This is a genomic window from Pseudomonas orientalis (assembly GCF_022807995.1).
Taxonomy (GTDB): Bacteria; Pseudomonadota; Gammaproteobacteria; order Pseudomonadales; family Pseudomonadaceae; genus Aquipseudomonas; species Aquipseudomonas orientalis_B.
Map to the genome: position 1 here is coordinate 4,605,577 of NZ_CP094351.1, position 26,887 is coordinate 4,632,463.

21 protein-coding genes are annotated in these 26,887 nt (G+C 61.9%); 14 read left to right on the plus strand and 7 right to left on the minus strand.

The annotated features are described in order from the left end of the window. Positions 1 to 70: 70 nt before the first annotated feature. Positions 71 to 1,522, plus strand: a complete 1,452-nt coding sequence (pyk, locus tag MRY17_RS20540; RefSeq protein WP_104504577.1) for a pyruvate kinase — start codon at positions 71 to 73, stop codon at positions 1,520 to 1,522. A 493-nt stretch (positions 1,523 to 2,015) separates the two neighbouring features. Here pyk and MRY17_RS20545 read toward each other — a convergent pair whose 3' ends face one another. Further along, positions 2,016 to 2,948 (minus strand): iron-sulfur-binding ferredoxin reductase, encoded by a 933-nt coding sequence (locus tag MRY17_RS20545; protein ID WP_191952353.1) that lies wholly within the window; start codon positions 2,946 to 2,948, stop codon positions 2,016 to 2,018. A 214-nt stretch (positions 2,949 to 3,162) separates the two neighbouring features. Between MRY17_RS20545 and MRY17_RS20550 the strand changes: the two genes are divergently transcribed. From MRY17_RS20550 to MRY17_RS20570, 5 genes are all read left to right on the plus strand, one after another. Beyond that, positions 3,163 to 4,686 carry a fumarate hydratase gene (locus tag MRY17_RS20550; RefSeq protein ID WP_243352767.1) on the plus strand — a complete coding sequence of 508 codons (1,524 nt, stop codon included), beginning with the start codon at positions 3,163 to 3,165 and terminating at the stop codon, positions 4,684 to 4,686. A gap of 221 nt (positions 4,687 to 4,907) precedes the next feature. Further along, on the plus strand, positions 4,908 to 6,674 hold the full coding sequence (locus MRY17_RS20555; RefSeq protein WP_243352768.1) for an ATP-binding protein: 1,767 nt from the start codon (positions 4,908 to 4,910) through the stop codon (positions 6,672 to 6,674). Then, positions 6,668 to 7,993 carry a sigma-54-dependent transcriptional regulator gene (locus tag MRY17_RS20560; RefSeq protein ID WP_181284848.1) on the plus strand — a complete coding sequence of 442 codons (1,326 nt, stop codon included), beginning with the start codon at positions 6,668 to 6,670 and terminating at the stop codon, positions 7,991 to 7,993. The genes MRY17_RS20555 and MRY17_RS20560 overlap by 7 nt, the downstream gene beginning before the upstream one ends. 272 nt (positions 7,994 to 8,265) lie before the next feature. Continuing rightward, positions 8,266 to 9,585, plus strand: coding sequence for an MFS transporter (locus MRY17_RS20565; protein WP_243352769.1), 1,320 nt, complete (start codon positions 8,266 to 8,268; stop codon positions 9,583 to 9,585). 152 nt (positions 9,586 to 9,737) lie between these two features. Continuing rightward, entirely contained in the window at positions 9,738 to 10,370 is a 633-nt protein-coding gene (locus tag MRY17_RS20570; RefSeq protein ID WP_057723873.1) for a flavin reductase family protein, read from the plus strand. A gap of 106 nt (positions 10,371 to 10,476) precedes the next feature. Here MRY17_RS20570 and MRY17_RS20575 read toward each other — a convergent pair whose 3' ends face one another. Together MRY17_RS20575 and MRY17_RS20580 are read right to left on the minus strand one after the other, a co-directional pair. Further along, positions 10,477 to 10,710 carry a hypothetical protein gene (locus MRY17_RS20575; RefSeq protein WP_243352770.1) on the minus strand — a complete coding sequence of 78 codons (234 nt, stop codon included), beginning with the start codon at positions 10,708 to 10,710 and terminating at the stop codon, positions 10,477 to 10,479. Positions 10,711 to 10,751: 41 nt separating this feature from the next. Then, the gene (locus MRY17_RS20580; RefSeq protein WP_243352771.1) at positions 10,752 to 11,093 is read right to left on the minus strand and encodes an antibiotic biosynthesis monooxygenase family protein; all 342 of its coding nucleotides are present in this window, start codon (positions 11,091 to 11,093) and stop codon (positions 10,752 to 10,754) included. A gap of 327 nt (positions 11,094 to 11,420) precedes the next feature. Between MRY17_RS20580 and MRY17_RS20585 the strand changes: the two genes are divergently transcribed. Beyond that, positions 11,421 to 12,350 (plus strand): AraC family transcriptional regulator, encoded by a 930-nt coding sequence (locus MRY17_RS20585; RefSeq protein ID WP_191952358.1) that lies wholly within the window; start codon positions 11,421 to 11,423, stop codon positions 12,348 to 12,350. A 123-nt stretch (positions 12,351 to 12,473) separates the two neighbouring features. Here MRY17_RS20585 and MRY17_RS20590 read toward each other — a convergent pair whose 3' ends face one another. The 4 genes from MRY17_RS20590 to edd form a co-directional block, all read right to left on the minus strand. Further along, positions 12,474 to 13,901 (minus strand): ATP-binding protein, encoded by a 1,428-nt coding sequence (locus MRY17_RS20590; RefSeq protein ID WP_243353957.1) that lies wholly within the window; start codon positions 13,899 to 13,901, stop codon positions 12,474 to 12,476. A gap of 31 nt (positions 13,902 to 13,932) precedes the next feature. Further along, a complete protein-coding gene (locus MRY17_RS20595) occupies positions 13,933 to 14,667 on the minus strand; it encodes a response regulator (RefSeq protein WP_065935139.1) in 735 nt (244 codons plus the stop codon). Positions 14,668 to 14,786: 119 nt separating this feature from the next. Then, positions 14,787 to 15,743, minus strand: coding sequence for a glucokinase (locus MRY17_RS20600; protein WP_181284842.1), 957 nt, complete (start codon positions 15,741 to 15,743; stop codon positions 14,787 to 14,789). Continuing rightward, a complete protein-coding gene (edd, locus tag MRY17_RS20605) occupies positions 15,740 to 17,566 on the minus strand; it encodes a phosphogluconate dehydratase (RefSeq protein ID WP_181284841.1) in 1,827 nt (608 codons plus the stop codon). The genes MRY17_RS20600 and edd overlap by 4 nt, the downstream gene beginning before the upstream one ends. 221 nt (positions 17,567 to 17,787) lie before the next feature. On the opposite strand from edd, the gene gap reads away from it, so the two are divergent. From gap to MRY17_RS20640, 7 genes are all read left to right on the plus strand, one after another. After that, a complete protein-coding gene (gene gap, locus MRY17_RS20610) occupies positions 17,788 to 18,789 on the plus strand; it encodes a type I glyceraldehyde-3-phosphate dehydrogenase (protein ID WP_181284840.1) in 1,002 nt (333 codons plus the stop codon). Positions 18,790 to 18,981: 192 nt separating this feature from the next. Further along, a complete protein-coding gene (locus tag MRY17_RS20615) occupies positions 18,982 to 19,500 on the plus strand; it encodes an RNA polymerase sigma factor (protein WP_124427436.1) in 519 nt (172 codons plus the stop codon). A gap of 75 nt (positions 19,501 to 19,575) precedes the next feature. Continuing rightward, on the plus strand, positions 19,576 to 20,544 hold the full coding sequence (locus MRY17_RS20620; protein WP_181284838.1) for a FecR family protein: 969 nt from the start codon (positions 19,576 to 19,578) through the stop codon (positions 20,542 to 20,544). Positions 20,545 to 20,661: 117 nt separating this feature from the next. Then, positions 20,662 to 23,226: a TonB-dependent receptor gene (locus MRY17_RS20625; RefSeq protein WP_243352772.1), complete on the plus strand. Its 2,565-nt coding sequence runs from the start codon at positions 20,662 to 20,664 to the stop codon at positions 23,224 to 23,226. Positions 23,227 to 23,362: 136 nt separating this feature from the next. Then, on the plus strand, positions 23,363 to 23,971 hold the full coding sequence (locus MRY17_RS20630) for a biliverdin-producing heme oxygenase (protein WP_243352773.1): 609 nt from the start codon (positions 23,363 to 23,365) through the stop codon (positions 23,969 to 23,971). Between the two features lie 155 nt (positions 23,972 to 24,126). After that, positions 24,127 to 24,528 (plus strand): YbaN family protein, encoded by a 402-nt coding sequence (locus MRY17_RS20635; protein ID WP_181284835.1) that lies wholly within the window; start codon positions 24,127 to 24,129, stop codon positions 24,526 to 24,528. A gap of 138 nt (positions 24,529 to 24,666) precedes the next feature. After that, entirely contained in the window at positions 24,667 to 26,805 is a 2,139-nt protein-coding gene (locus tag MRY17_RS20640) for a methyl-accepting chemotaxis protein (protein WP_181284854.1), read from the plus strand. The last annotated feature ends 82 nt before the right edge of the window (positions 26,806 to 26,887 follow it).

Sequence of the window (26,887 nt, forward strand, 5' to 3'; positions counted from 1 at the left end):
GCAAACGAACAATGACTACAACGAAAGAGCATAGTAGCCTTCCCCAGCGCTTGAACTCAGGAGTCTGTGCATGTCCGTCCGTCGTACCAAAATCGTCGCCACCCTTGGCCCGGCCAGCAACTCGCCGGAAGTCCTCGAACAGCTGATTCTGGCTGGTTTGGACGTTGCCCGTCTGAACTTCTCCCACGGCACCCCGGACGAGCACAAGGCTCGCGCCAAGCTGGTGCGTGACCTGGCCGCCAAACACGGCCGCTTCGTGGCGCTGCTGGGTGACCTGCAAGGCCCGAAAATCCGTATCGCCAAATTCGCCAACAAGCGGATCGAGCTGAAAATCGGTGACAAGTTCACCTTCTCCACCAGCCATCCGCTGACCGAGGGCACCCAGGACGTGGTCGGCATCGACTACCCGGACCTGGTCAAGGACTGCGGCGTCGGCGACGAGCTGCTGCTCGATGACGGCCGCGTGGTCATGCGCGTCGACACCGCGACTCCGACTGAACTGCATTGCACCGTGATCATCGGCGGCCCGCTGTCCGACCACAAAGGCATCAACCGTCGCGGCGGTGGCCTGACGGCGCCGGCCCTGACTGAAAAAGACAAGGCCGACATCAAGCTCGCCGCCGAAATGGAAGTGGACTACCTCGCCGTGTCCTTCCCGCGCGACGCCGCTGACATGGAATACGCCCGTAAACTGCGCGACGAAGCCGGCGGTACCGCCTGGCTGGTGGCCAAGATCGAACGTGCTGAAGCCGTGGCCGACGATGAAACCCTCGACGGCCTGATCAAGGCTTCCGATGCCGTGATGGTTGCCCGTGGCGACCTGGGCGTGGAAATCGGCGATGCCGAGCTGATCGGTATCCAGAAGAAGATCATCCTGCACGCACGCCGCCACAACAAAGCGGTGATCGTTGCGACCCAGATGATGGAGTCGATGATCCAGAACCCGATGCCGACCCGTGCCGAAGTGTCCGACGTGGCCAACGCCGTGCTCGACTACACCGACGCCGTGATGCTCTCGGCTGAAAGCGCTGCCGGCCCATACCCGCTGGAAGCCGTCCAGGCCATGGCGCGCATCTGCGTCGGCGCTGAAAAGCACCCCACCAGCAAGACCTCCAGCCACCGCATCGGCAAGGTCTTCGAAAGCTGCGACCAGAGCATCGCCCTGGCGGCCATGTACACCGCCAACCACTTCCCGGGCGTCAAGGCGATCATCGCCCTGACCGAAAGTGGCTATACGCCGTTGATCATGTCGCGCATCCGTTCCTCGGTGCCGATCTACGCGTTTACCCCGCACCGCGAAGCCCAGGCCCGCGCGGCAATGTTCCGCGGTGTGTACACCATTCCCTTCGATCCGGCCTCGCTGGCACCCAACGAAGTCAGCCAGAAAGCCATCGACGAGCTGGTCAAACGCGGCGTCGTCGAAAAAGGTGACTGGGTCATCCTGACCAAGGGCGACAGCTACCACACCACCGGTGGCACCAATGGCATGAAGATCCTGCATGTGGGCGACCCGCAGTACTGAGTGATGCGCTGAAAAACAAAAGCCCCGCCATGAGAATGACGGGGCTTTTTGCATTTAAGGCGTCATCGCCGCGTGGTATCTACAAAACTGTCGTTCGCAGCCCCCTACGCTAACCACGATGCGAAGCGAGCCGCTCTTGATCTTGATCTTAGGCGCCCCGTCAAACCACGCTGGCCGGAATTCGCCATGGATTTGGGGGGTAAACCGGCAGGGATGCCGGTTTAGCCGCCCCGCGCCATGGATGGCGCGTGGCGGCGCCCCCCCAAATCCATGGCGGATTACGGGCACACCGAGCCTAAGCGAGGTGCCGAGTGGTGGGGCAAGAGCGTTTTGCTTACTTTTGCGCTTTTCAAAAGTGAGCCGCCGTAAGGGCGGAACCCATAGCAGCCGTTACCGCAGAAACGGATATGTACTCGATCTGATCCAACATCCTGGTCGGCCCTGAGGCCGCCATCGGGGGCAAGCCCCCTCCCACAGTTAATCGCGTACACCCTCAACCACGAGGCACAAACACATCAGCCAGCAGTTGACTACGCGGCAGCCCCGCCAAAAACAAACGCTTGGAGAACACCTCAACGCTGCCAGGGTGCCCGCACAGTAAAGCCTGGGTTTGCCGCGAAACAAGCCGCAGTTGCCCCAATGCCTGGTCCAACTGCGCCGCCGTCCACAGCTCCACCGTCAGGTTGGAATACTGCGCGGCGAGCTCCGCCAAGGGCCCGGCCAGATAATGCCCATCAGCATCATGCGCCAGATGAACCACGCGAATGGCACCTTGGTGATCCTGACGCAACGCCTCACGCAACACCCCCCACAACGGCCCCAGCCCGGTACCGGAAGCCAGCAGCCACAGCGGTCGCGCCTGCCAGTCCGGATCGTAATGCAGCGCCCCGCCGCGCAACTCGCCCAGGCGCAGACAATCACCCACGTTCAACTGTCGCGCCGCACCGCTGAATTCGCCAGGTAGGCGGCAATCCAGATGAAACTCCAGGAACGGATCCTCCTGCGGCAAACTCGCCAGGGAATACGGCCGCGCCACCTGCCCCGCCCATAACACCAGGTGCTGCCCCGCCCTGTACCGCAGGCCGCGCTCGGGTTGCAGGCGCAGACGCAGCACCGATGCCGTCAGCCAATCGGCCCCCACCACCTGCGCAGCCAGACCGTCGCGCACCGGATCAAAGGCTTCGACCCGCAGATCGCCAACCACCTGGCACTGGCACGCCAGGCGCCAACCGTGCTGGCGTTGTTCCGGGCTCAACGCTTCAGGTTGCTTGTCCTGAACCTCGCCCTCGCAACGTACGAGGCAGGCGTGGCAACTACCGGCACGGCAACTGTAGGGCACGGCCACCCCCGCCTGGTTCAAGGCATCCAGCAGGTTACTGCCGGTGGCGACCGACCAGTGGCGTTCGCCGACGTGCAGTTCAGGCATATAAAGGCTCTATCAGAAGGGACGTGCACAGGGAATCATGCCTGCGACAGTTTGACCATAGTCGGGTGTATCGGCCACCGCCACGGGTTATACTGCCGCGCCTTTTTAGCGTCGCGCCTGCACCAATGGCGTGCCTGTGGAAGGTGGCTTCAGCCGACCGATGCAACACTGAAGCCACCTTTATTGAATGTTCCCTTATAGAGGAGCGCGACTCATGACCGTGATCAAGCAAGACGACCTGATTCAGAGCGTTGCCGACGCCCTGCAATTCATTTCCTACTACCACCCGGTTGATTTCATCCAGGCGATGCACGAGGCCTATCTGCGCGAAGAATCGCCGGCGGCCCGTGACTCCATCGCCCAGATCCTGATCAACTCGCGCATGTGCGCCACCGGCCATCGCCCGATCTGCCAGGACACCGGTATCGTCACCGTGTTCGTGCGCGTGGGCATGGATGTACGTTGGGATGGCGCCACCATGGGCCTGGACGACATGATCAACGAAGGTGTGCGTCGCGCCTACAACCTGCCGGAAAACGTGCTGCGCGCCTCCATCCTCGCCGACCCGGCGGGGGCGCGTAAAAACACCAAGGACAACACCCCGGCGGTGATCCACTACTCCATCGTCCCGGGCAACACCGTGGAAGTGGACGTGGCCGCCAAGGGCGGTGGTTCCGAAAACAAGTCGAAAATGGCCATGCTCAACCCGTCCGACTCGATCGTCGATTGGGTGCTCAAGACCGTTCCGACCATGGGCGCCGGCTGGTGCCCACCGGGCATGCTCGGTATCGGCATCGGCGGCACCGCCGAGAAAGCCGCAGTGATGGCCAAGGAAGTGTTGATGGAATCCATCGACATCCATGAGCTGAAGCAGCGCGGCCCGCAGAACCGTATCGAAGAGATGCGCCTGGAGCTGTTCGAGAAGGTCAACCAACTGGGCATCGGCGCCCAGGGCCTGGGTGGCCTGACCACCGTGCTCGACGTGAAGATCATGGACTACCCGACCCACGCCGCGTCCCTGCCGGTGTGCATGATCCCCAACTGCGCCGCCACCCGCCATGCGCATTTCGTGCTCAACGGTTCGGGCCCGGCATCGCTGGAAGCGCCACCGCTGGACGCCTACCCGGAGATCGTCTGGGAAGCCGGCCCATCGGCCCGCCGCGTCAACCTCGACACCTTGACCCCGGAAGAAGTGCAAAGCTGGAAGCCGGGTGAAACCGTGTTGCTCAATGGCAAGATGCTCACCGGTCGCGACGCGGCGCACAAGCGCATGGTCGAAATGCTGAACAAGGGCGAAACCCTGCCGGTGGACCTCAAGGGCCGCTTTATCTACTACGTCGGCCCGGTTGATCCGGTGCGCGAAGAAGTAGTTGGCCCGGCAGGCCCGACCACCGCAACGCGGATGGACAAGTTCACCCGTCAGATCCTCGAGCAAACCGGCCTGTTGGGTATGATCGGCAAATCCGAGCGCGGCCCGACCGCCATCGAAGCGATCAAGGACCACAAGGCCGTTTACCTGATGGCCGTGGGCGGCGCCGCTTACCTGGTGGCCCAAGCCATCAAGCAATCGCGCGTCGTCGCTTTCGCCGAACTGGGCATGGAAGCGATCTACGAGTTCGACGTCAAAGACATGCCCGTCACCGTTGCGGTAGACAGCAAGGGCGAGTCCGTCCACATCACCGGTCCTGCCATCTGGCAGAAAAAGATCAGTGAGAGCCTGGCGGTGGAAGTGCAGTAAGCACCTCCCTCCAAGGATAAAGGCGACTGCGGCACCACGGCCCAGTCGCCTTTTTTCATGATGCGTGCAGTCAAATGTGGGAGGGGGCTTGCCCCCGATAGCGGTTAGGCAGTTCCAGATAGGCTGACTGGCATACCGCTATCGGGAGCAAGCCCCCCTCACTGCACTACCCAATGGCTCATGGTATGGTGCTCGCCCCTTACCGGCCTGTTCATCATCGTATGATCGCGATCCCTCGCCCCCTGCGCCTGACCTTCTACTCCCTGCTGATCATCGCCGGTGCCGTGCTGGCTGCCGCCCTGGCCACACGCCATGCCGAACGCCAGGCGCTGGTGGACGATGCCGCCCGCGCCAATCAGCAGCTCACGCTCTATGGCAACTCGCTGCACACCCTGATCGAACGCTACCGCGCCCTGCCCGCCGTACTGGCGCTGGACTCGGAGATGATCAATGCCTTGAAGGGCCCGCTGGATGCCGGCACCCAGGACCTGCTCAACCGCAAGCTGGAACGCATCAACAGCGCCGCGCAGTCTTCCACCCTGGAATTGATGGACCGCACCGGGCTGGCCGTGGCCGCCAGCAACTGGAAACTGCCCAGCAGCTACGTGGGGCACAACTACGCCTTCCGCCCCTATTTCAGCCAGACCCTGAGCCAGGGCACCGGGCGCTTTTATGCCGTGGGGGTGACCACCGGCATCCCGGGCTACTTTCTCTCCAGCGCGGTGATCGATGAACGCGAGCAGTTCCTCGGCGCCATGGTGGTCAAGCTGGAGTTTCCCGAACTGGAACGCGAATGGGCCCAGGGCAATGACTTGCTGCTGGTCAGCGATGCGCGCGGCATTGTGTTTATCGCCAACCAGCCGGGCTGGCGTTATCGCAACCTGCGGCCGTTGTCAGCGAGCGACCTGGCTGAACTCAAGGCCACCCGCCAATACGACAAGAAGCAACTGCAGCCGCTGGAGATCCGTACCTTGCAGCGCTTCGACGACAACAGCCACTTGATGCGCGTCAACGGTCCCAACGGCAGTGCCAACTACATCTGGGAATCCTTGCCGCTCAAAGCCGAAGGCTGGACCCTGCACCTGCTGCGCAAACCCCAGTTCCCCTTTGAAGACCAGCGCAACGCCGGCCTTGCCGCCGCCGGTTCCTGGCTGGCCCTGGTGTTCCTCGTGCTATTCCTGAGCCAACGTTGGCGCCTGGCGCGTCTGCGTCAGCGCAGCCGCGAAGAACTCGAACAATTGGTGGAAGAACGCACCCAGGCCTTGCGCACCGCCCAGGACGGCCTGGTGCAGTCGGCCAAGCTGGCGGCACTGGGGCAGATGTCCGCCGCCCTTGCCCACGAAATCAACCAGCCGCTGACCGCGCAACGCATGCAACTGGCAACACTGCGCCTGTTGCTCGACCACGGCCGCGTGGAAGATGCCTACAAGGCACTCACGCCGCTGGATGACATGCTCACGCGCATGGCCGCACTGACCGGCCACCTCAAGACCTTCGCCCGCAAGAGCCCCAGCGGCCTGCGCGAACGCCTGGATCTGGCCACCGTGGTCGACCAGTCCCTGCACCTGCTCGACGCGCGCCTGCGCGATGAACACATCGGCCTGGCGCTGGACCTGACCCGCCCTGCCTGGGTACGCGGCGACGCGATTCGCCTCGAGCAAGTGTTGATCAACCTGCTGCGCAACGCCCTGGATGCCATGATCGACAAACCGCGCAAACGCCTGGAGATTCGTTTGCGTGCCGACGAGCAGCTCTGGCAGTTAAGCGTCAGCGACAGCGGTGGCGGGATTGCCGAAGAACATTTGAACAATGTATTCGACCCCTTCTTCACCACCAAGCCGGTGGGCGACGGGCTCGGCCTGGGGTTGGCGGTGTCCTACGCTATCGTCCACGAACTGGGTGGACGCCTGATCGCCGGCAACCGGGGCGACGGCGCAGTGTTTACCTTGACCTTGCCTGTCGCGCTGGAGACGCCTGACCTATGTTGAACGCGGTGATTGTGGTCGATGACGAAGCCAGCATTCGCACGGCCGTCGAACAATGGTTGAGCCTGTCGGGTTTCGAGGTGCAGTTGTTCAGCCGCGCCGAGGAATGCCTGGCGCAGTTGCCCAGGGACTTCCCCGGCGTGATCTTGAGCGATGTGCGCATGCCCGGCCTCAGCGGTCTTGAGTTGCTGGCCGAAGTGCAGCGCCGCGACGCCGACTTGCCGGTTATCCTGCTCACCGGCCATGGCGACGTGCCTATGGCGGTGGACGCCATGCGCGACGGTGCCTACGACTTCCTGGAAAAACCCTTCAGCCCGGATACCCTGCTCAATAGCCTGCGTCGAGCGCTCGACAAACGTGGCCTGGTCCTGGAAAACCGCCGCCTGCATCAGCAGGCCGACCACCGCGCCCAGCTCGAATCGAGCCTGCTGGGAGTATCCCGCAGTTTGCAGAACCTGCGCCGCCAGGTGCTGGACCTGGCCACGCTGCCGGTTAATGTGTTGATCCGTGGCGAGACCGGCAGCGGCAAGGAACTGGTCGCCCGCTGCCTGCATGATTTCGGCCCACGGGCGAAGAAGCCGTTTGTCGCGCTCAATTGCGCGGCCATTCCCGAGCAGCTGTTCGAGGCCGAGTTGTTCGGCCATGAAAGCGGCGCGTTCACCGGCGCCCAGGGCAAGCGTATCGGCAAGCTTGAATATGCCCACGGCGGCACGCTGTTCCTCGATGAAATCGAAAGCATGCCCCTGGCTCAACAGGTAAAACTGCTGCGCGTGCTGCAAGAGCAGAAACTGGAGCGCCTGGGTTCCAACCAGAGCATCAATGTAGACCTGCGCATCATCGCCGCTACCAAGCCGGACCTGCTGGAAGAAGCCCGTGCCGGGCGTTTTCGCGAAGACCTGGCGTATCGCCTGAACGTCGCGCAACTGCGCCTGCCAGCGTTGCGCGAGCGGCGCGAAGATATCCCGTTGCTGTATGAACATTTTGCGCAAAGCGCTGCCGAGCGTCTGGGCCGCCATGTGGAGCCCTTGAGCGGGCCGCAGTTGGGGCGCCTGCTCAGCCATGACTGGCCGGGCAACGTACGTGAGTTGGCCAACGTCGCCGAGCGCCAGGTACTGGGGCTTGGCGAGCCGGAACCCGAGGGGGTCGAGGCCGGGCAATCGCTGGCGGCGCAACAGGAAGCCTTCGAGGCGCATTGTCTGAAAGCCGCGCTGACCCGACATAAAGGCGATATCAAGGCGGTGCTGGCGGAGCTGCAACTGCCACGTAGGACGCTCAATGAAAAGATGCAGCGGCATGGGTTGGTGAGGGAGATGTTTCTCTAGCGGTCTTCCGATCGCCATCGGGGGCAAGCCCCCTCCCACATTTTGGTTTGTGAACGCATTCAAGTGTGGGAGGGGGCTTGCCCCCGATGAGGTCAGCAGCCATAAGCGGATTTCCGCTCATCACTTGAAAACCATCAGCAACTTTCCGCTCAAAAAAATCTTGAAACCCTTCTATCCCGGGCCTTCATCCACCTGGCACAGCTTCTGCTACAGCCCCAGCCAGGCAGTGCTCAAGCACGCTCCATAAAAACAACTAGATGAAGGATCCTTCAATGGATAACTCCAATACCTTGCCTCTGGGGTCGGCGACTGCGCCGGCGAAAGAACGCACGACCTCCAGCCGGATCAAATCGATCTTCAGCGGCTCCGTCGGCAACATGGTCGAGTGGTATGACTGGTACGTCTATGCCGCCTTCTCGCTGTACTTCGCCAAGACCTTCTTCCCCAAAGGCGACACCACCGCCCAATTGCTCAACACCGCCGCGATCTTCGCCGTGGGCTTTCTGATGCGTCCTATCGGCGGCTGGCTGATGGGCCTGTACGCCGACAAGGTCGGGCGTAAAAAAGCCCTGATGGCGTCGGTCTACCTGATGTGCTTCGGCTCACTGCTGATTGCCCTGAGCCCAAGTTATGAGCTCATCGGTATCGGTGCGCCCATCCTGCTGGTATTTGCGCGCTTGCTGCAGGGGCTGTCGGTGGGTGGGGAATACGGCACCTCCGCCACGTACCTCAGCGAGATGGCAACCAAGGAACGTCGTGGTTTCTATTCCAGCTTCCAGTACGTCACCCTGATCTCCGGCCAGCTCATCGCGCTGGGCGTGCTGATCGTGCTGCAGCAAACCCTGACCACCGAACAGCTGTATGCCTGGGGCTGGCGTATCCCGTTCGCTATCGGCGCCCTGTGTGCAGTGGTTGCGCTGTACCTGCGTCGCGGCATGGAAGAGACCGAGTCGTTCACCAAAAAGGAAAAAGCCAAGGAAAGCGCGATGCGCACCTTGATGCGCCACCCCAAGGAGCTGCTCACCGTGGTCGGCCTGACCATGGGCGGCACCCTGGCGTTCTACACCTACACCACCTACATGCAGAAATACCTGGTGAACACCGTCGGCATGAGCATCTCCGACTCGACCACCATCTCGGCGGCGACGCTGTTTCTGTTCATGTGCCTGCAACCTCTGGTAGGTGGGCTGTCGGACAAGATTGGCCGGCGCCCGATCCTGATTGCCTTCGGCGTCCTTGGCACCCTGTTTACCGTACCCATCCTCACCACCCTGCACACCATCCAGACCTGGTGGGGCGCGTTCTTCCTGATCATGGCGGCGCTGATCATCGTCAGCGGCTATACCTCGATCAACGCCGTGGTCAAGGCCGAGCTGTTCCCGACCGAAATCCGCGCCCTGGGCGTTGGCCTGCCGTATGCCCTGACCGTGTCGATCTTCGGCGGCACCGCTGAATACATCGCCCTGTGGTTCAAGAGCATCGGCATGGAGACCGGTTACTACTGGTATGTGACGGCGTGTATTGCGGTGTCGTTGATGGTCTATGTGACCATGAGGGACACCCGCAAGCATTCGCGGATCACCACGGACTAACGGGATGATGAGATAAAACCTGTGGGAGGGGGCTTGCTCCCGATAGCGGTGGTTCAGTCAATATATTACTGACTGACACCCTGCTATCGGGGGCAAGCCCCCTCCCACATTGGGTATGATGTTTGCCCCGAAACCGAGAGCAGGACCGGCCCATGTCCGACGATATCCACTTCTACGAACCCGCCAACGGCCACGGCCTGCCCCATGATCCGTTCAATGCCATCGTCGGCCCGCGCCCGATCGGCTGGATTTCGTCACACGACCGCGAAGGTCGCCTGAACCTGGCGCCCTACAGCTTCTTCAACGCGTTCAACTACATTCCGCCGATCATTGGGTTCTCCAGCGTCGGGCGCAAAGACAGCCTGAACAATATCGAGCAGACCGGCGAATTCGTGTGGAACCTGGCCACCCGCCCGCTGGCCGAGCAGATGAACCAGAGTTGCGCGGCCGTTTCGCCGGACGTGAATGAATTCGAGCTGGCCGGCCTGACGCCGGTGGCGTCGAAAATCGTCGGCGTCCCGCGGGTGGGCGAGAGCCCGGTATCGTTCGAATGCAAGGTGACGCAGATCATTCAGTTGCAACGCGCCGACAAGGAGCTGGTGCCGAGCTGGCTGGTGCTGGGCGAAGTGGTCGCGGTGCATATTGCCAAGTGGTTGCTCAAGGATGGCATCTACGACACGGCCGCCGCCGAGCCGATTCTGCGCGGGGGTGGCCCGGCGGATTATTTCCAGTTGGGCCCTGAAGCGCTGTTCAAAATGTACCGACCAGGCGCTACAAAACCCTGACTGAAATGCACTCAAATGTGGGAGGGGGCTTGCCCCCGATAACTATGTATCAGTTGCAAATTTGCTGGCTGACAAACCGCTATCGGGGGCAAGCTCCCTCCCACATTTAGTCCCAAATCAGCTGGCCTTCCGCATCCACATCAATCAGATACTCAAGCTGCGCCGCCGCCGCATCGTCGGCATCGGACGCGGTCTTGAAGGTCTGACCGTCCAGGATCTTGTGAAACCTCGGGGCGCCCATGCCATCGAGTGCCTTGACGGCAACGGCGGCGCTGTAGCCACTCTCTCCCGGTACGACGGCGGAAACGGCTTCGTGGTGGGCAAATTGTTTACGTGCCATGTTGCAGGTCCTGACCAGTGGAAAGCCGGTCATTCTAAACCCTAACCCGCCAGTTGCAGGTACTCGCCGTAGACGTTGACGGCGGATGCATCGGTATAGGTCTGAAAGTCCATGCTGCGCACGATCATGTCGTTCAACAATTCGGTGAAGATCATCAGGGCCGGGGAATTGAAGTAGGCGCTCATCGCCTGCTCACTGCTCCAGAGGCCTGAAATCAGCCATACATCGGGATCGCTCTGGGAATGCTGCAACGAAAATTGCAGGCAACCCTCAGCCTGTCGGCCTGGTTCGATCAAACTGCTCAAGCGTGCACCCAGCTCGGTGCTGCACCCGCTACGGGCACGGATAAAGGCCATATGGCTCGCGGGAATGGGGGTGGACATGTTCGACTCTCCCGTTGAGAAGTGATGCTCGGCAAACACTGTGAGGGCGTGTTGCCACAGGATCAAAGATAGCGGCGCCGGTATCGGCGTGGTTAGTCGATTACTGCCGGCTTATTGCACAATCCTGCGAAAAGCGTAGGCAGGACGTTTGAGCTGGCGTTTTATTCCACGCCCCAACGGCTTATTTCAGGGAGATGACAGCCGCGTTGATTGCCTGATTCACGAAAGGCCGCAGGATCAGGCAAGGATTGTGCAGAATCGACGTAACACTTTTGAAAACCTACCGCTAAGCTGAGCCCCATCAAACCCGCGTGTAGAGGACGCCCCATGCCGTCGCCCGACCTCAAGCCCACTCCCCTCGATGCCGAGATGGAAAAGCAGCGTGCCGAACTGGCCAGCATTGTGCACCGCCATACCTGGGAAGACGGTTCCTACGGCACGGCGATCACCTCGCTGTACCTGAACCGCCACAACACGCCGCGCGACTTCATGCCGGTGCTGGTGGAGCCGGCGCTGTGCATCCTCGCCAGTGGCAGCAAGGAAGTGCGCCTGGCCGACGAAATCTTCGCCTACGACCCGCTCAACTATTTAGTGTTCTCGGTGGCCATGCCGGTGGCCGGACGGATTATCGACGCCACCCCGCAAGACCCCAACCTGTCGGTGCGCATCAATATCGACCCGGCCCAGCTCACCGCACTGATTGCCGAAGCCGGTCCGATGGGCGTGCCGTCGCGTCCTACGTCCCGTGGCATGTATGTCGATCGCATCGACAATCAACTGCTCGACGCCGTGCTGCGCCTGACACGCCTGCTGGACACGCCCAAAGATATCGCGATGCTTGCGCCGCTGATCAACCGCGAGATTCTCTACCGTTTGTTGCGTGGCCCCCAAGGCTATCGCCTGTATGAAATCGCCGTCGCCAACAGCCAGAGCCATCGGGTGAGCCAGGCAATCACTTGGCTGAACCGCAACTACGAACAGCCGCTGCGCATCGATGATCTGGCCCGGGAAGTGAACCTGAGCGTCTCGACCCTGCACCACCGTTTCAAGGCGATCACCGCCATGAGCCCGCTGCAATACCAGAAACAACTGCGCTTGCAGGAGGCGCGGCGGCTGATGATTGCCGAAGGGCTGGAGGCCTCGGCGGCGGGGTATCGGGTGGGGTATGAAAGCCCGTCGCAGTTCAGTCGGGAGTACAGCCGGTTGTTTGGTGCGCCGCCACTTAGAGACCTGGCCAGGCTGCGCCAAAGCATCTGACCTGATGAAGATCAAAATGTGGGAGGGGGCTTGCCCCCGATAGCAGAGTGTCAGTCAGCCAATGTGTAGCTGACCCACCGCAATCGGGGGCAAGCCCCCTCCCACATTTGGTCCTGCGTATGTTCAGTCAAGGCCGCGGGGCAGTTGCAAGGTCACCCGCAATCCACCCTCGCGCAAATTCTGCAAACTCACTTCACCGCCATGGCTGTGGGCAATGTTACGGGCGATGCCCAAGCCAAGGCCGTACCCTTGCTGCTGCCCGGCCAGGCGAAAGTGCGGTTCGAACACCTGCTCCAGGCGCTGTTCCGGCACGCCGGGGCCTTCGTCGTCCACATGCAGGATGAATTCAGCGCCATCGTCCTCGATGTGCAAATGCGCGTTCTGTCCGTATTTCAGCGCATTGTCGATCAGGTTGCCGATGCAGCGCTTGAGCGCCAGCGGCTTGCCCGGGTAGGTGGTCAGGGCCTGCCCATGCTGGGTCACTCGTCCGTTGCCGTTGGGCGCGAGGTACGGCTCCACCAGGCATTCGAGTACATGATTGAGGTCCACCGCCTGGATATTCTCGTGGATATCGGTGTCCTTAACGCATTGCAGCGCGCCCTTGACCAGCAATTCCAGTTCATCCAGGTCACGCCCGAACTTGGTTTGCAGGTTCTCGTCCTCAAGCAATTCCACACGCAGGCGCAGGCGCGTGATGGGGGTGCGCAAGTCGTGGGAGATCGCGCTGAACAGCTGGCTGCGCTCGGTCAGGTAGCGGCTGATGCGCTCACGCATGGCATTGAACGCACGCCCCACTTCCACCACTTCACTGCCGCCGCCTTCGGCCACCGGCTCCACGTCCGCCCCGAGGGACATGTCCCGCGCCGCCCGCGCCAGGCGTTTGAGTGGTCGGCTTTGCCAATGCACCAGCAGGCCGATAAACAGCAGCAGGAAGCCGCTGGTCAACACGATAAACCACACTTGCTGCGCCGGCAGGCCCTGCTCTTCAAGGCTGGTGTATGGTTCGGGCAACAGCGAGGCAATGTACAGCCATTCACCCTGTGCAAGCTGAATCTGGGTGACCAGCACCGGCGGGTTGACCGGCTCCAGGGTCAGCGCGTAGTGGGCCCAGGAGCGCGGCAGTTCGTCGAGCTTGAGACCGGCGTTGAAGATGCGCAGGTCCTCGGCGCTGACGAACTCCACCGAGATATGCACATCGGCGCCGAGGGTCTGGCGCAACACGTCGTCCACGGCCACCAGCACCGCCTGCTTGCGCGGGGTTTCGGGCAATACCTGCATGTCCAGCGGGCGATCATTGAGGGTCACCACAAACCGCGTGCCGCCCATGCTGCGCAACTGGTCGAGCACCAGCGGGCGGTAGGCCACCGGTAGTGAACGGAAGTAACTCACGCTGGCGGTCATCGAATGCGCCAGGCTGCGGGCGCTGGTGACCAGGCCTTCCAACTGTGTAGCGCGCAGTTGCGAGAGCCAGATCACGCTGGACAGCGCCTGGGCGAACAACACGGCGAGTAAGGTCAGCAACAACATGCGCCCCAGCAGCGAGCGGGGCACGGGAAAACGGCGGCGGCGTTCGCTCAGGTGGTCAGTGGGCATTGCCGGCAACCACGCTGGCTGCCAGTTGATAGCCACTGCCGCGCACGGTGCGGATCAGCCGCGCAGGTTTCTCGGTATCGCGCAGGCGTTGGCGCAGGCGGCTGACGGCCATGTCGACGATGCGGTCCAACGGCATCAGGTCGCGGCCACGGGTGGCGTTGCCGATGGTGTCGCGGTCGAGGATCTGTTGCGGGTGGTCGAGAAACAGCTTGAGCAAGGCAAAGTCGGCACCGGAGAGGATCACCTCTTCGCCGTCCACGTGAAACAGGCGGTGGCTGACCGTATCCAGGCGCCATTCGTCGAACACCAGCACTTCGCCACCGCTGCTGCGCTCCTGGCCGAACTGGCAGCGGCGCAGCAGCGCCTTGATCCGCGCCTGCAACTCGCGGGGGCTGAACGGCTTGCCGATGTAGTCATCGGCGCCCAGTTCCAGGCCGATCACGCGGTCGGCTTCGTCGGAACTGGCGGTGAGCATGATGATCGGCACCTGCGCCTGGCGCGGGTGCTGGCGAACCCAGCGGCAGAGGCTGAAACCGTCTTCATCCGGCAACATCACATCCAGGATGACCAGGTCGCACGGCGCCTCGCTCATCGCCTGGCGGAACCCCGCACCATCGGCCACGCCACGGACCTGGAAGCCGGCGCGACTGAGGTAGGTCTGCAGCAATTCACGGATTTCCTGGTCGTCATCGACGAGGAGAATCGATTTACTGATTGCGCTCACGGGGTCCTCCTTGTGGTTGTGGGGTGTTCTTGAGGGCCTCATCGGGGGCAAGCCCGCTCCCACAATTTGGAATGCAGGCAAATGTGGGAGAGGGCTTGCCCTCGAGGGGCCCTCACAGCCTAAGCAAATGCCTGCTCAAGCGCCACACCCGCCCCAGTCAACCCGGAATACGGCGCCGTCACCAACCACACCGGAATGCCTTTGAAGTAGTCACTCATGCAGCCCTTGTCGGCAAAGCTTTTGGCAAAACCGCTGTTGATAAAAAAGTCGGCAAACCGCGGTATCACCCCGCCCACGATGTACACGCCGCCACGCCCGCCGGTGGTCAGCACGTTGTTGCCCGCCACCCGCCCCAGCCAGATGCTGAACTGGTCCAGAACCTCCATCGCCACCGGATCGCCCGCCAGGCCCGCCGCCGTGATGGCCTCGGGTGTGTCCAGCACCGGCGTGTGCCCGTCCACTGCACAGATCGCCCGATACAGGCGCGGCAAGCCGCCACCGCTCAACGCGGTTTCGGCGCTGACGTGGCCGATTTCGTTGTGGATGTGCTGCCATAGCCGGGTTTCGCGCGGGCTGCTCAGGGGCAGGTCGACATGGCCGCCCTCCCCCGGCAATGCCGCGAAACGCCCTGCGCCAAGGTCCAGCAGGGTACCGACACCCAGGCCGGTGCCCGGGCCGATCACCACCGCCGGGCGCAACGGTTCCGGCGTACCTTCGCATACCACGCGAAACTCATCGGGCTGCAGGCGGGTCATGCCCAGGGCCATGGCGGAGAAGTCATTGACCAGCAGCAGTTCATCCACCTGCAACGCCTGACAAAACGCCGTCTTGCTCAGGCGCCAGTGGTTGTTGGTGAACTTGAATTCATCGCCGCTGACCGGCCCGGCCACCGACAGGCAAACTGCGCCGATATCGCCGAGGTTCAGGCCTTCTTCTGCCAGATAGAACCTGATCGCGTCTTCAGGGCTGACATAGTCCGCTGTGGCGTGCACACGAATCGAATGCAGTGCCTGATCCCGCCACAACGCAAAACGGGCGTTGGTACCCCCGATATCACCGACCAGCGCTAACTTCACTTAAGCGTCTCCAAGGCAGAGGTAAAGGCGCTGGCGCCCTGCTCTGCGGAGCTTGCGGCCAAGCGCATGAATGCAAACAACTCGCGACCGGCGCCCACGTTATTGCCAAGCAAGCCCGTGGCAGGCGTGCGCGCTGCAAATACGTCAGCGTCCACCTTGACCTCCAGGGTGCCGGTGACGCCATCGACGCGAATGATATCGCCATCCTGGACCCGCGCCAGCGGCCCGCCGCTCTGGGCTTCGGGGTTGACGTGGATCGCGGCGGGAATCTTACCCGAGGCGCCGGACATACGCCCGTCTGTTACCAACGCCACTTTGAAACCACGGTCCTGCAACACGCCGAGGAACGGGGTCATCTTGTGCAATTCGGGCATGCCGTTGGAGCGCGGGCCCTGGAAGCGCATGACCGCAACGAAGTCTTTTTCCAACTGGCCCGCCTTGAAGGCATCGGCCAGGTCCTGCTGATCCTGGAACACCACCGCCGGAGCTTCGACCACTTGATGCTCCGGTGCCACTGCAGACACTTTCATCACGCCACGGCCAAGGTTGCCCTCCATCACACGCAAGCCGCCTTCCGGCGAAAACGCACGGGCCACGGGGCGCAGGATGGTTTCGTCGAGGCTTTCGATGGGGCCGTCGCGCCAGATCAGTTCACCGTCCACCAGGAACGGCTCCTGGGTGTAACGGCTCAGGCCCTTGCCCGCCACGGTGTTGACGTCTTCGTGGAGCAGGCCGGCTTCGAGCAGTTCGCGGATCAGGAACGACATGCCGCCCGCCGCCTGGAAGTGGTTGATGTCGGCCTTGCCGTTTGGGTACACGTGGGACAGGGTCGGCACCACCTCGGAGAGGTCGGCCATGTCCTGCCAGGTCAGGATGATGCCCGCCGACATGGCGATGGCCGGCATGTGCAGGGTGTGGTTGGTGGACCCGCCCGTGGCGTTGAGGGCAACGATGGAGTTGACGATGGACTTCTCGTCGACGATTTCGCCGATGGGCGTGAAGTTGCCGTTCGCCTTGGTCAGGCGGGTGACCTGATGCGCGGCCTCGCGGGTCAATGCATCACGCAGCGGCGTGTACGGGTTGACGAACGAAGCGCCCGGCAGGTGCAGGCCCATGACCTCCATCAACAGCTGGTTGGTATTGGCGGTGCCGTAGAAAGTGCAGGTGCCGGGGCTGTGGTAGGACTTCATCTCCGACTCCAGCAGCTCTTCGCGGCTGGCCTTGCCTTCGGCGTAGCGCTGGCGCACATCGGCCTTCTGCTTGTTGGAGATCCCCGACGGCATCGGCCCGCCGGGCACGAAGATCATCGGCAGGTGACCGTAGCGCAGCGCGCCCATCATCAGGCCGGGCACGATCTTGTCGCAGATGCCCAGCATCAGCGCGGCGTCGAACATGTTATGTGACAGCGCTACCGCCGTGGACATGGCGATGACTTCGCGACTGAGCAGGCTCAGCTCCATGCCCGGCTCGCCCTGGGTCACGCCGTCGCACATGGCGGGCGTGCCGCCGGCGAACTGGCCGACCGAGCCGACTTCGCGCAGGGCTTTCTTGATTTGCTCGGGGAAATGTTCGTACGGCTGATGCGCCGAGAGCATGTCGTTATATGAAGAAACAATTGCCACGTTGGCGGCATTCATCATGCGCAGGCTGTTTTTGTCCTCGGTGCCGCAACCGGCCACGCCGTGTGCGAAGTTGGCGCATTGCAGCTTGCCGCGCATCGGACCGTCGCTGGCGGCGCTGCGAATCAGCGCAAGGTAGGCCTCGCGGGTGGCGCGGCTGCGGGCGATAAGCCGTTCGGTGACCTCAAGAACGCGGGGATGCATGTATAGAACTCCAGGCTAACGGATGTGGCGACCTGAGAGTCTATGCTGATCAAACGCCCACGGCTCATGGGATGGCAGGGGGTCGTTTGGATCATCGGACCAGTTGATTCAGGTCACTCGTTGTAGATTGAACAAAATATTGCCACTAAAAAGGCTTGTTTTCTATTTTTATGCGAATAATCTTGTAATTCTTACAACAAATCGACGATAGGCACCTTCCAATGACTCTACGTATCGCAATCAATGGTTTTGGCCGTATCGGCCGTAATGTCCTGCGCGCACTGTATACCCAAGGCTACCGCCAGGATCTGCAGATCGTCGCCATCAACGACCTGGGCGACAGTTCGATCAATGCCCACCTGCTCAAATACGACACCGTGCATGGCACATTCGACGCAGAGGTCGCCCACGATCAGGAAAGCCTGACCGTCAATGGCGACCGGATTGCCGTGAGTGCCATTCGCAACCCGGCCGACCTGCCGTGGGCCGCGCACCAGATCGACGTGGTGTTCGAATGCACCGGTCTGTTCACCGAACGTGACAAGGCTGCCGCCCATATCAGCGCCGGCGCGCGCAAGGTAATCATCTCCGCCCCGGCCAAGGGCGCGGACGCGACCGTGGTCTACGGCGTGAACCATGACATTCTGCGTCAATCGCACCAGATCATCTCCAACGCTTCATGCACCACCAACTGCCTGGCGCCGGTCGCCCAGGTGCTGCACCGCGAACTGGGCATCGAAAGCGGCCTGATGACCACGATTCACGCCTACACCAACGACCAGAACCTGACCGACGTCTACCACACCGACCCGTACCGCGCGCGTTCGGCCACCCAGAACATGATCCCGAGCAAAACCGGCGCCGCCGAAGCCGTCGGCCTGGTATTGCCGGAACTGGCCGGCAAGCTGACCGGCATGGCCGTGCGCGTGCCGGTGATCAACGTGTCGCTGGTGGACCTCACCGTACAGCTGAAAAAAGAAGCCACGGCCGATGAAGTCAACGCGCTGTTGAAGCATGCCAGCCAGCACTCAAAGATCCTCGGCTACAACACCCTGCCGCTGGTTTCCAGTGACTTCAACCATAACCCGCTGTCGTCGATCTTCGATGCCAACCACACCAAGGTCAGCGGCAAGCTGCTCAAGGTACTGGCCTGGTATGACAACGAGTGGGGCTTCTCCAACCGGATGCTGGATAACTGCCTGGCGCTGTGTAACGCCGAGTAATGCTCGGACTGTAGGAGCGAGCTTGCTCGCGAAGAACGCATAAACACCGCGTTCATTCAGGCTGCCAGCGTTATCGTTGACGACCTTCGCGAGCAAGCTCGCTCCTACAGGATTAACGCTTAGCAAAGTGCCACTTGCCATTTGAGTTGATGATAAGCATTATCATTAACTGCATGTCAGTCTGGTATCACTGTGAGCCAATCCCGCTTCAACCACGTCTTTCTCGCCCAACGGGTGATCCTGCTGCGCACGCTGCAGCGCATGGTGCATAACCACAGCACCGCCGAGGACCTGTTGCAGGAAACCTACCTGCGCGTGACTCGGGCCCTGAGTGAGCGGCCAATCGACCACCTTGAACCCTTCGTCTACCAGACCGCGCGCAACCTGGCGCTGGACCATTTGCGTTCGCGCAGGATCCAGGCCCGTACCCTGCAGGAAGATGTCCCGCTGGATATCCTGCAAAGCGTCGCCGCCCCCATCAGCACGCCCGAAGACGCCACCCAGGCCGAGCAATTGCTTGAACACCTGAGCGTCAGCCTCGGCCAATTGAGCGCCCGCCAGCAACGGATCTTCATCCTCAGCCGCCTGCACGGCTGCAGCTACCAGGAAATTGCCGATCAGTTGCACGTGTCCCTGAGCACCGTGCAAAAGGAACTGAAATTGATCATGGCCATCTGTGTAGGTGTGGCCGAACGGTTGGATCAGCCTTAAGCTCCATCCGACAGAGGTATCGATCCAGGCTGTAGGAAATAATGAATAAAACGTGGCGAAGACCCGAGGAACACCGTGACGGACCCGAATAAACTGCGCCCCCATGAGTTGGCTCATGAGGTGCTGCAAGACACGGCCATGGACCAAGCGCTCGATTGGCTGATCGCCTTGCAGTGCCCGCAACCCGGCCAGCAAGCCGCTTTCCAGGCCTGGCTGGCGCAGGACCCGGCGCATGCACACGCGTTCAGCAAGGCCCAGTCCGCCTGGGGTGGCGCGCCGGTGCACAGCGCCGCCGTGGCATTGGCCGCGCCGCGCAGACCAAGCGCCTGGCGCCGGGTCAAACCACATTGGAAACCCCTGGCCACCGCTGCCGTGCTGCTGCTTGGCCTGTTCAGCTTCAGCAATCTGCCGGTACGCCTGCAGGCAGACCACCTCACTGTGGTCGGTGAGCGCCAGCGCTTGCAACTGGACGAGGGTTCCAACGTACTGCTGAACACCAATTCGGCGTTTTCCAGCCGCATCAAGGACCACCAGCGCATCGCCCGCCTCTACCAGGGCGAAGCATTTTTCGACATTGCCCCCGCGCGTGGCCTGCCGCTGGAAATCGACGCCGGCCCGGTGCGCGCCAGCGTGCGCGACACGGCGTTTGCCGTGCGCTATCTCGACGGCGAAGCCCAGGTGCAGGTGCAACGCGGTGATGTCGACCTGAGCAATACCTTCAACGACGCACGGGTGCGCCTGAGTGCCGGCGAAAGTATCCGCATCGGCCCCAAGGGCTTCGGCCAGCCGGCCAAGCTGGACGCCGGCAAGGACCTGGCCTGGGTTCAGGGCCGGCTGGTATTCGAAAACTGCCCGATGAGCGAAGTCCTGGCGGAGTTGCGCCGCTATTATCCGGGCTGGATCGTCAATACCAACGACAAGCTCGCCAGCGTCGCCGTCACCGGCAACTATCGCCTCGACCAGCCGTTGGACGTGGTGCGCTCCCTGGCCCACATCACCTCGGCCAAGCTGTCGGAATACCCTGCACTGGTGATTTTGAACTAGATGAGAAATATTTTTACTCGATATTAACCGGCGATACGTCTCGTTATAGCCAATGCAACTGATTCCTATTTGGTTTCGGTTCGCAACTATAAGATTCGTATTTCCGGAGCGCTCTCGATGTCCTCTCGTTTCAACCGCCGGTCTTGTTCGCCCGTCCTGTCCTTGTTGACCGCCGCCATGCTGATGGCCGGCGTGCCGGCAATGGCCGCCACTGCCGCCGAACCTGCGTCGCGCAGCCACGGCAACTACAACTTCAGCATCGAACAGCAGCCGCTGGTGGCGGCGCTGAACGCGTTTACCGGCGTGACCGGTTGGCAAGTCGGCCTGCCGGCCGAGCTGGGCCAGGGTGTGTCGTCCCCGGGCGTACGGGGTGCGTTGTCGCCGGAGAAGGCGCTGGAGCGACTGTTGGTGGGGACCAACCTGAGCTACCGCAAGCTGGGCAACAACAACATCGTCCTGGAAAAACGTGCCGCCGGCAGCGCCCTCAACCTGCAGCAAGTGACCATCAGCGCCACCCGTACCGAGCAGGCTGTCGACAGCGTACCGAGCATGGTCAGCGTGCACGACCGCCAGGAACTGGACCGTCAGAACGTCAACAACAGCCGTGAACTGGTGCGTTATGAGCCGGGCGTGTCCGTTGGCGGTGCCGGCACCCGTTCGGGCAACGCGGGCTATAACATTCGCGGGATCGACGGCGACCGCATTCTGACCCAGGTCGATGGCGTGGAAGTGCCGGACAACTTTTTCAACGGCCCCTATGCCAAAACCCGGCGCAACTACGTCGACCCGGAAATCGTCAAGCGCGTGGAAATCCTGCGCGGCCCGGCCTCGGCCCTGTACGGCAGCAGTGCCATCGGCGGCGCAGTGAGCTATTTCACCCTCGACCCGGATGACATCATCAAACCCGGCCAGGACGTCGGCGCACGCCTGAAAACCGGCTACAGCTCCGCCGACGAAAGCTGGCTGACCTCCGCCACCGTCGCCGGCCGCGTGCAGGACTTCGACGGACTGCTGCACCTGAGCCAGCGCAACGGACACGAAACCGAATCCTATGATGGCAACAACGCCACCGGCCTCGCCCGCACCGGCGCCAACCCGGAAGATGCGCGCACCACCAACGTGCTGGCCAAGTTGGGCTGGAATTATGGCGACGACAACCGCCTGGGCCTGACCTACGAGAAGTACAAGGATGATCGCGACGTCAACCTCAAGAATGCGGTGGGCGGCCCGTTCATCGGTGGCCGTGGTTTCAATCTGTACCGTGACCGTCGCGGCAACGACACCATTACCCGCGAGCGTTTCGGCCTGGAAAACAGCTTTGCCCTCGAGTCGCCGCTCGCCGACCGTATCAAGACCAGCCTCAATTACCAGATTGCCAAGACCGACCAGACCACCGCCGAAATCTATCAGTCCGGCCGCCGTGTATTGCGCACCCGCGACACGCTGTATGAAGAAAAGCAGTGGGTCTTCGATGCACAGCTGGACAAGGCTTTCAGCCTCGGTGATACCGAGCACCAACTGACCTACGGCACTACCCTCAAGCAGCAGAAAGTCACCGGTTCGCGTGAAGGCGCCGCCACTTGCCTGGCGGTCGGCAGCGGCTGCACCGCCATCGGCGCGCCCAGCCCGTCGGCCAGCGACAGTGTGAAGAAATCCAGCGACTTCCCCGACCCGACCATCAACACCTATTCGCTGTTCGCCCAGGACCAGATCACCTGGGACAACTGGACCTTCCTGCCCGCCGTGCGCTACGACTACACCCGGCTCAAGCCCAAGCTGACCGAGGAATTCCTCAGCACCGTGAACCCCACCGGCGAGTACGCGGTCGACGGCAAGGACAAAACCTGGCACCGCGTGACGCCCAAGTTCGGCCTGACGTACGCCCTGACCGACCAGTACACCTGGTTCGGCCAATACGCCGAAGGCTTCCGCACGCCGTCCGCCAAAGCGCTGTACGGCCGCTTCGAAAACCTCAACCTGGGCTACACCGTGGAGCCCAACCCCGATCTCAAGCCGGAAACCAGCAAGGGCATCGAAACCGGGCTGCGCGGCAAGTTCGACGCAGGCTCGTTCGAAATCGCCGTGTTCTATAACAAATACCGCGATTTCATCGACGAAGACAACGCGGTGGTCGGCGGTACCGTCGAGCAATTCCAGGCGGTGAATATCAAACGCGCCACCATCAAGGGCGCCGAAGCCAAGGGCCGTCTGAACCTGGATGCATTCGGCGCGCCGCAGGGCCTCTATACCCAAGGCGCGATCTCCTATGCCCATGGCCGCAACAACGACAATGGCGAGCCGCTCAATAGCGTCAACCCGCTCAAGGGCGTATTCGGCCTGGGCTACGACCAGGACAACTACGGTGGCCTGGTGAGCTGGACCCTGGTCAAGAAACAGAACCGCGTCGACAGCAGCACCTTCCACGCCCCGGACGGCGACACCAGCGGCCCGTTCAAGACGCCGGGCTTCGGCGTTCTCGACCTGACCGCCTACTACAAGGTGACCAACGACGTAACCATCAACGGCGGTCTCTACAACCTCACCGACAAAAAGTACTGGAACTGGGATGACGTACGCAGCTACGACAGCGTCGGCGAAGCCGCAGTGACCGGCCCGGCCAACCTTGATCGGCTGACCCAGCCGGGTCGCAACTTTGCGATCAACCTGATCTGGGACATCTGACGAGAGCCGCCGCACCTTGCCGCAATGATGGTGCGGCGAGGTGAGGATTTTTTACTGTGCCGCGTCTTCCTGTTCGTCTAGTTGATAACCGCTCTCTTTAGAGCCACAAGACGCTACCCTTCTCAAGGACTTTTTCATGACCGCTTCTCCCACCTCTGAACGTGCAAGCCTGCGCTCCCAGCGCCTGAACCAGATCACCCATGAGCCGCACACCAGGCTCGACGCACTGGTCAAGGCGCACGCCCCGTTTGAGACCCAGGCCAACTTTGCCCGCTTCGTGGTGGCGCAGTACCTGTTCCAATCGGAGTTGGTCGCGCTGTACAACAATGCCGAACTGAACCGGATCATCCCGGACCTGGCCGAACGCTGCCGCGCAGAAGCGGCCAGGCTTGATCTGGGCGACCTTGACACCGACGTACCCGCGCCGGTCGCCGGTGCGGTGAACACCCCAGGCAAGGCCGAGGCCCTGGGTTGGCTGTTCGTCTCCGAAGGTTCCAAGCTGGGCGCCGCGTTCCTGATCAAACGGGCGGTGGGCCTGGGGCTGAGCGAAACCTTCGGTGCCCGTCACCTGGGCGAACCGACGGGCGGTCGCGCCGAAGGCTGGAAACGCTTCACCCGCATCCTCGACGGCCTGCAGTTCAGCGCAGACGAAGAAGCCGCCGTAGAGAAAGGTGCAATCGATGCGTTTGTGCGCTTCACCGTATTGCTGGAACAGGCGTACGCTACGGCCCCTGAACTGGCCTGACCTACTGATTGAAATGCAATCAACTGTGGGAGGGGGCTTGCCCCCGATGCGGTGTGTCAGCAAAGCATTTATTGACTGATACACCGCTATCGGGGGCAAGCCCCCTCCCACAGTTGGAACGCATTGCACATTGTTTTTCTGTGATAACCCTATCTATGACCGGCAAAACCCAATCCACCTCCAGAATCGCGCAGATCCTCTATGGCCTGCTGGCCTACGTCAGCCTGGGGATCGGCCTGGTGGCGATTGTCATACCGGGTTTGCCCACCACCGAATTCATCCTGCTGGCCGCCTGGGCCGCGACCAAAAGCTCACCGCGCCTGAGCGCCTGGTTGGAAAACCACCGCCTGTTCGGGCCGATCCTGTTCAACTGGCGCAATGGCAAGATCATCGCGCGCCGGGCCAAAGTCAGCGCCACCGTCAGCATGGTGCTGTGCGCCGTGCTGATGCTGGTGATGCTCGATCACGGCTGGCCGATCTACCTGGCCATCGCCGGTATGAGCCTGGGCAATCTGTGGATCTGGTCTCGCCCCGAGCAGCTTGCGCCGCCCGTATAACGCTGCGTACAGGCGCGTCCCTACCGCTCATCGTCTATCGCTCATGAATTGATTTGTTACGCCGATGTTTCAGGCATGACGCCGAATGGATTTGGCACTTTTGCGTGCATCTCAACAAGTCCATTCGTGAGTGAACCTATGTTCGACACCCTCTCTATCCGCCTGAAAATCGTACTGCTGTCCGGCCTCTGCCTGCTCGGGGTCATCGCACTGGTGGTCGGCATCAATATCTACAACACCAACCAGAACGATCAACTGGTGAGTGATTCAAGCTCACGCATGCTGACTGCCGGCGTGGAACAGTTGCTGCAAGCCAAGGCGGCCGAACAGGCAGTGCAGTTGCAGAAAACCTTCAACGAGAACCTGCAGGCGGTCACCGCCCTCGCCGACCAGATCAAAGACCTGCGCACCCTCGGGACCAAGCGTTCCCTGGAAGCCGGTGCCCTGCGCGAAGAACTCAACCAGAGCGTCAAAACCGCTTTCGACCGCAACACCAAGGTGCTCGGCATCTGGCTGTCGTTCGAACCCAACGCACTGGATGGCAAGGACAGCCAATTCATTGACGACAAAGCCCGCGTTTCCAACGAAAAAGGCCGTTTCTCCAGCTACTGGAGCCGGGCCGGCGGCGAGGGCCTGAACACGGTCATGGTCGAGGAGGACCTGACCAAGACCACCCTCAACCTCAGCGGTACGCCCTACAACATTTGGTACACCTGCCCGCGCGACACGCGCACCACCTGCCTGCTGGACCCGTACGAAGACACCGTGGCCGGCAAACCCGTGCTGATGACCACTATCTCCCTGCCGTTGATCGTGGATGGCAAGGTGATCGGCGTCGTTGGTGTGGATATCGCCCTCAATGCCCTGCAAGCCGTCACCGATGCGGCGCAGAAAACCGTATTCGACGGCGCCGCACACGTGGAGGTGCTGTCCAGCACCGGGCTGATCGCCGCCTACAGCGGTGAGCCGGGCAAAGTGGGCAAGAACCTGATCGACACCCTTGGCGCCGAAGGCAAAGAGATCGTGCAGTTGCTCGCCGATGATCGTCCGATGATCCGCGAGCAGGACGAGACCATTCGTGTCGTATACCCGGTCAAGCCGATCGCCGACGCCAAATCCTGGGGCGTGCTGATCAAGCTGCCCAAAGCGGTGATGCTGGCCGATAACGTGAAGCTGCAGGCTGTGCTTGACGACGCCCAGGCCACCGGCACCCTCAAGGCCTTGCTGGTCGCCGCCGCCGCTGCCCTGCTGGGCCTGCTGCTGATCTGGCTGACCGCCACCGGCGTGACCCGTCCGATCAACAGCGTGGCCGCCATGCTCAAGGACATCGCCAGCGGCGACGGCGACCTCACCCAGCGCCTGGCCTACAGCAAAAAAGACGAACTGGGCGAGCTGGTGAACTGGTTCAACCGCTTCCTCGACAAGCTGCAACCGACCATCGCGCAGATCAAGCAAAGCATCACCGAAGCGCGCGGCACGGCCGACCAGTCCTCGGCCATTGCGCGCCAGACCAGCGAAGGCATGCAGGTGCAGTTTCGCGAGATCGACCAGGTGGCCACCGCGTCCAATGAAATGAGCGCCACCGCCCATGACGTCGCCAACAGCGCCTCCAATGCTGCCAGTGCGGCACGCGGGGCGGATCAGTCGGCGCGCGAGGGCATGTCGATCATCGAACAAAGCACCCGCGATATCACCTCGCTTGCCGAGGAAGTCAGCAAGGCCGTCGGCGAAGTCGAGGAATTGGCCGTCAATAGCGAACAGATCGGTTCAGTCCTGGAAGTAATCCGCAGCATTGCCGAACAGACCAACCTGCTGGCCTTGAACGCGGCGATCGAAGCGGCACGTGCCGGGGAAAGCGGACGCGGTTTTGCGGTGGTGGCCGATGAGGTGCGCAACCTGGCCAAACGCACCCAGGATTCGGTAGAGGAAATTCGCCAGGTGATCGAACGGATCCAGAGCGGCACCCGTGGCGTGGTGGCGACCATGCACTCCAGCCAGCAACAGGCGCAAAGCAATGCCGGGCAGATCCACGAAGCGGTGAAGGCCTTGGGCAAGATCAGCGATGCTGTGACGGTGATCAGCGACATGAACCTGCAGATCGCCAGCGCCGCCGAAGAGCAGAGCGCGGTGGCCGAAGAGGTCAATCGCAACGTCTCGGCGATCCGCACCGTGACCGAAACCCTTACCGGCCAGGCCACCGAGTCGGCGGCCATCAGCAGCCAGCTCAATGCCCTGGCCAGCCAGCAGATGAAGTTGATGGATCAGTTCAGGGTGTAAGAAACAGGGCAGGTCCAATGTGGGAGGGGGCTTGCCCCCGATAGCAGTGTGTCAGCCATAGATAAGGTGACTGACACTCCGC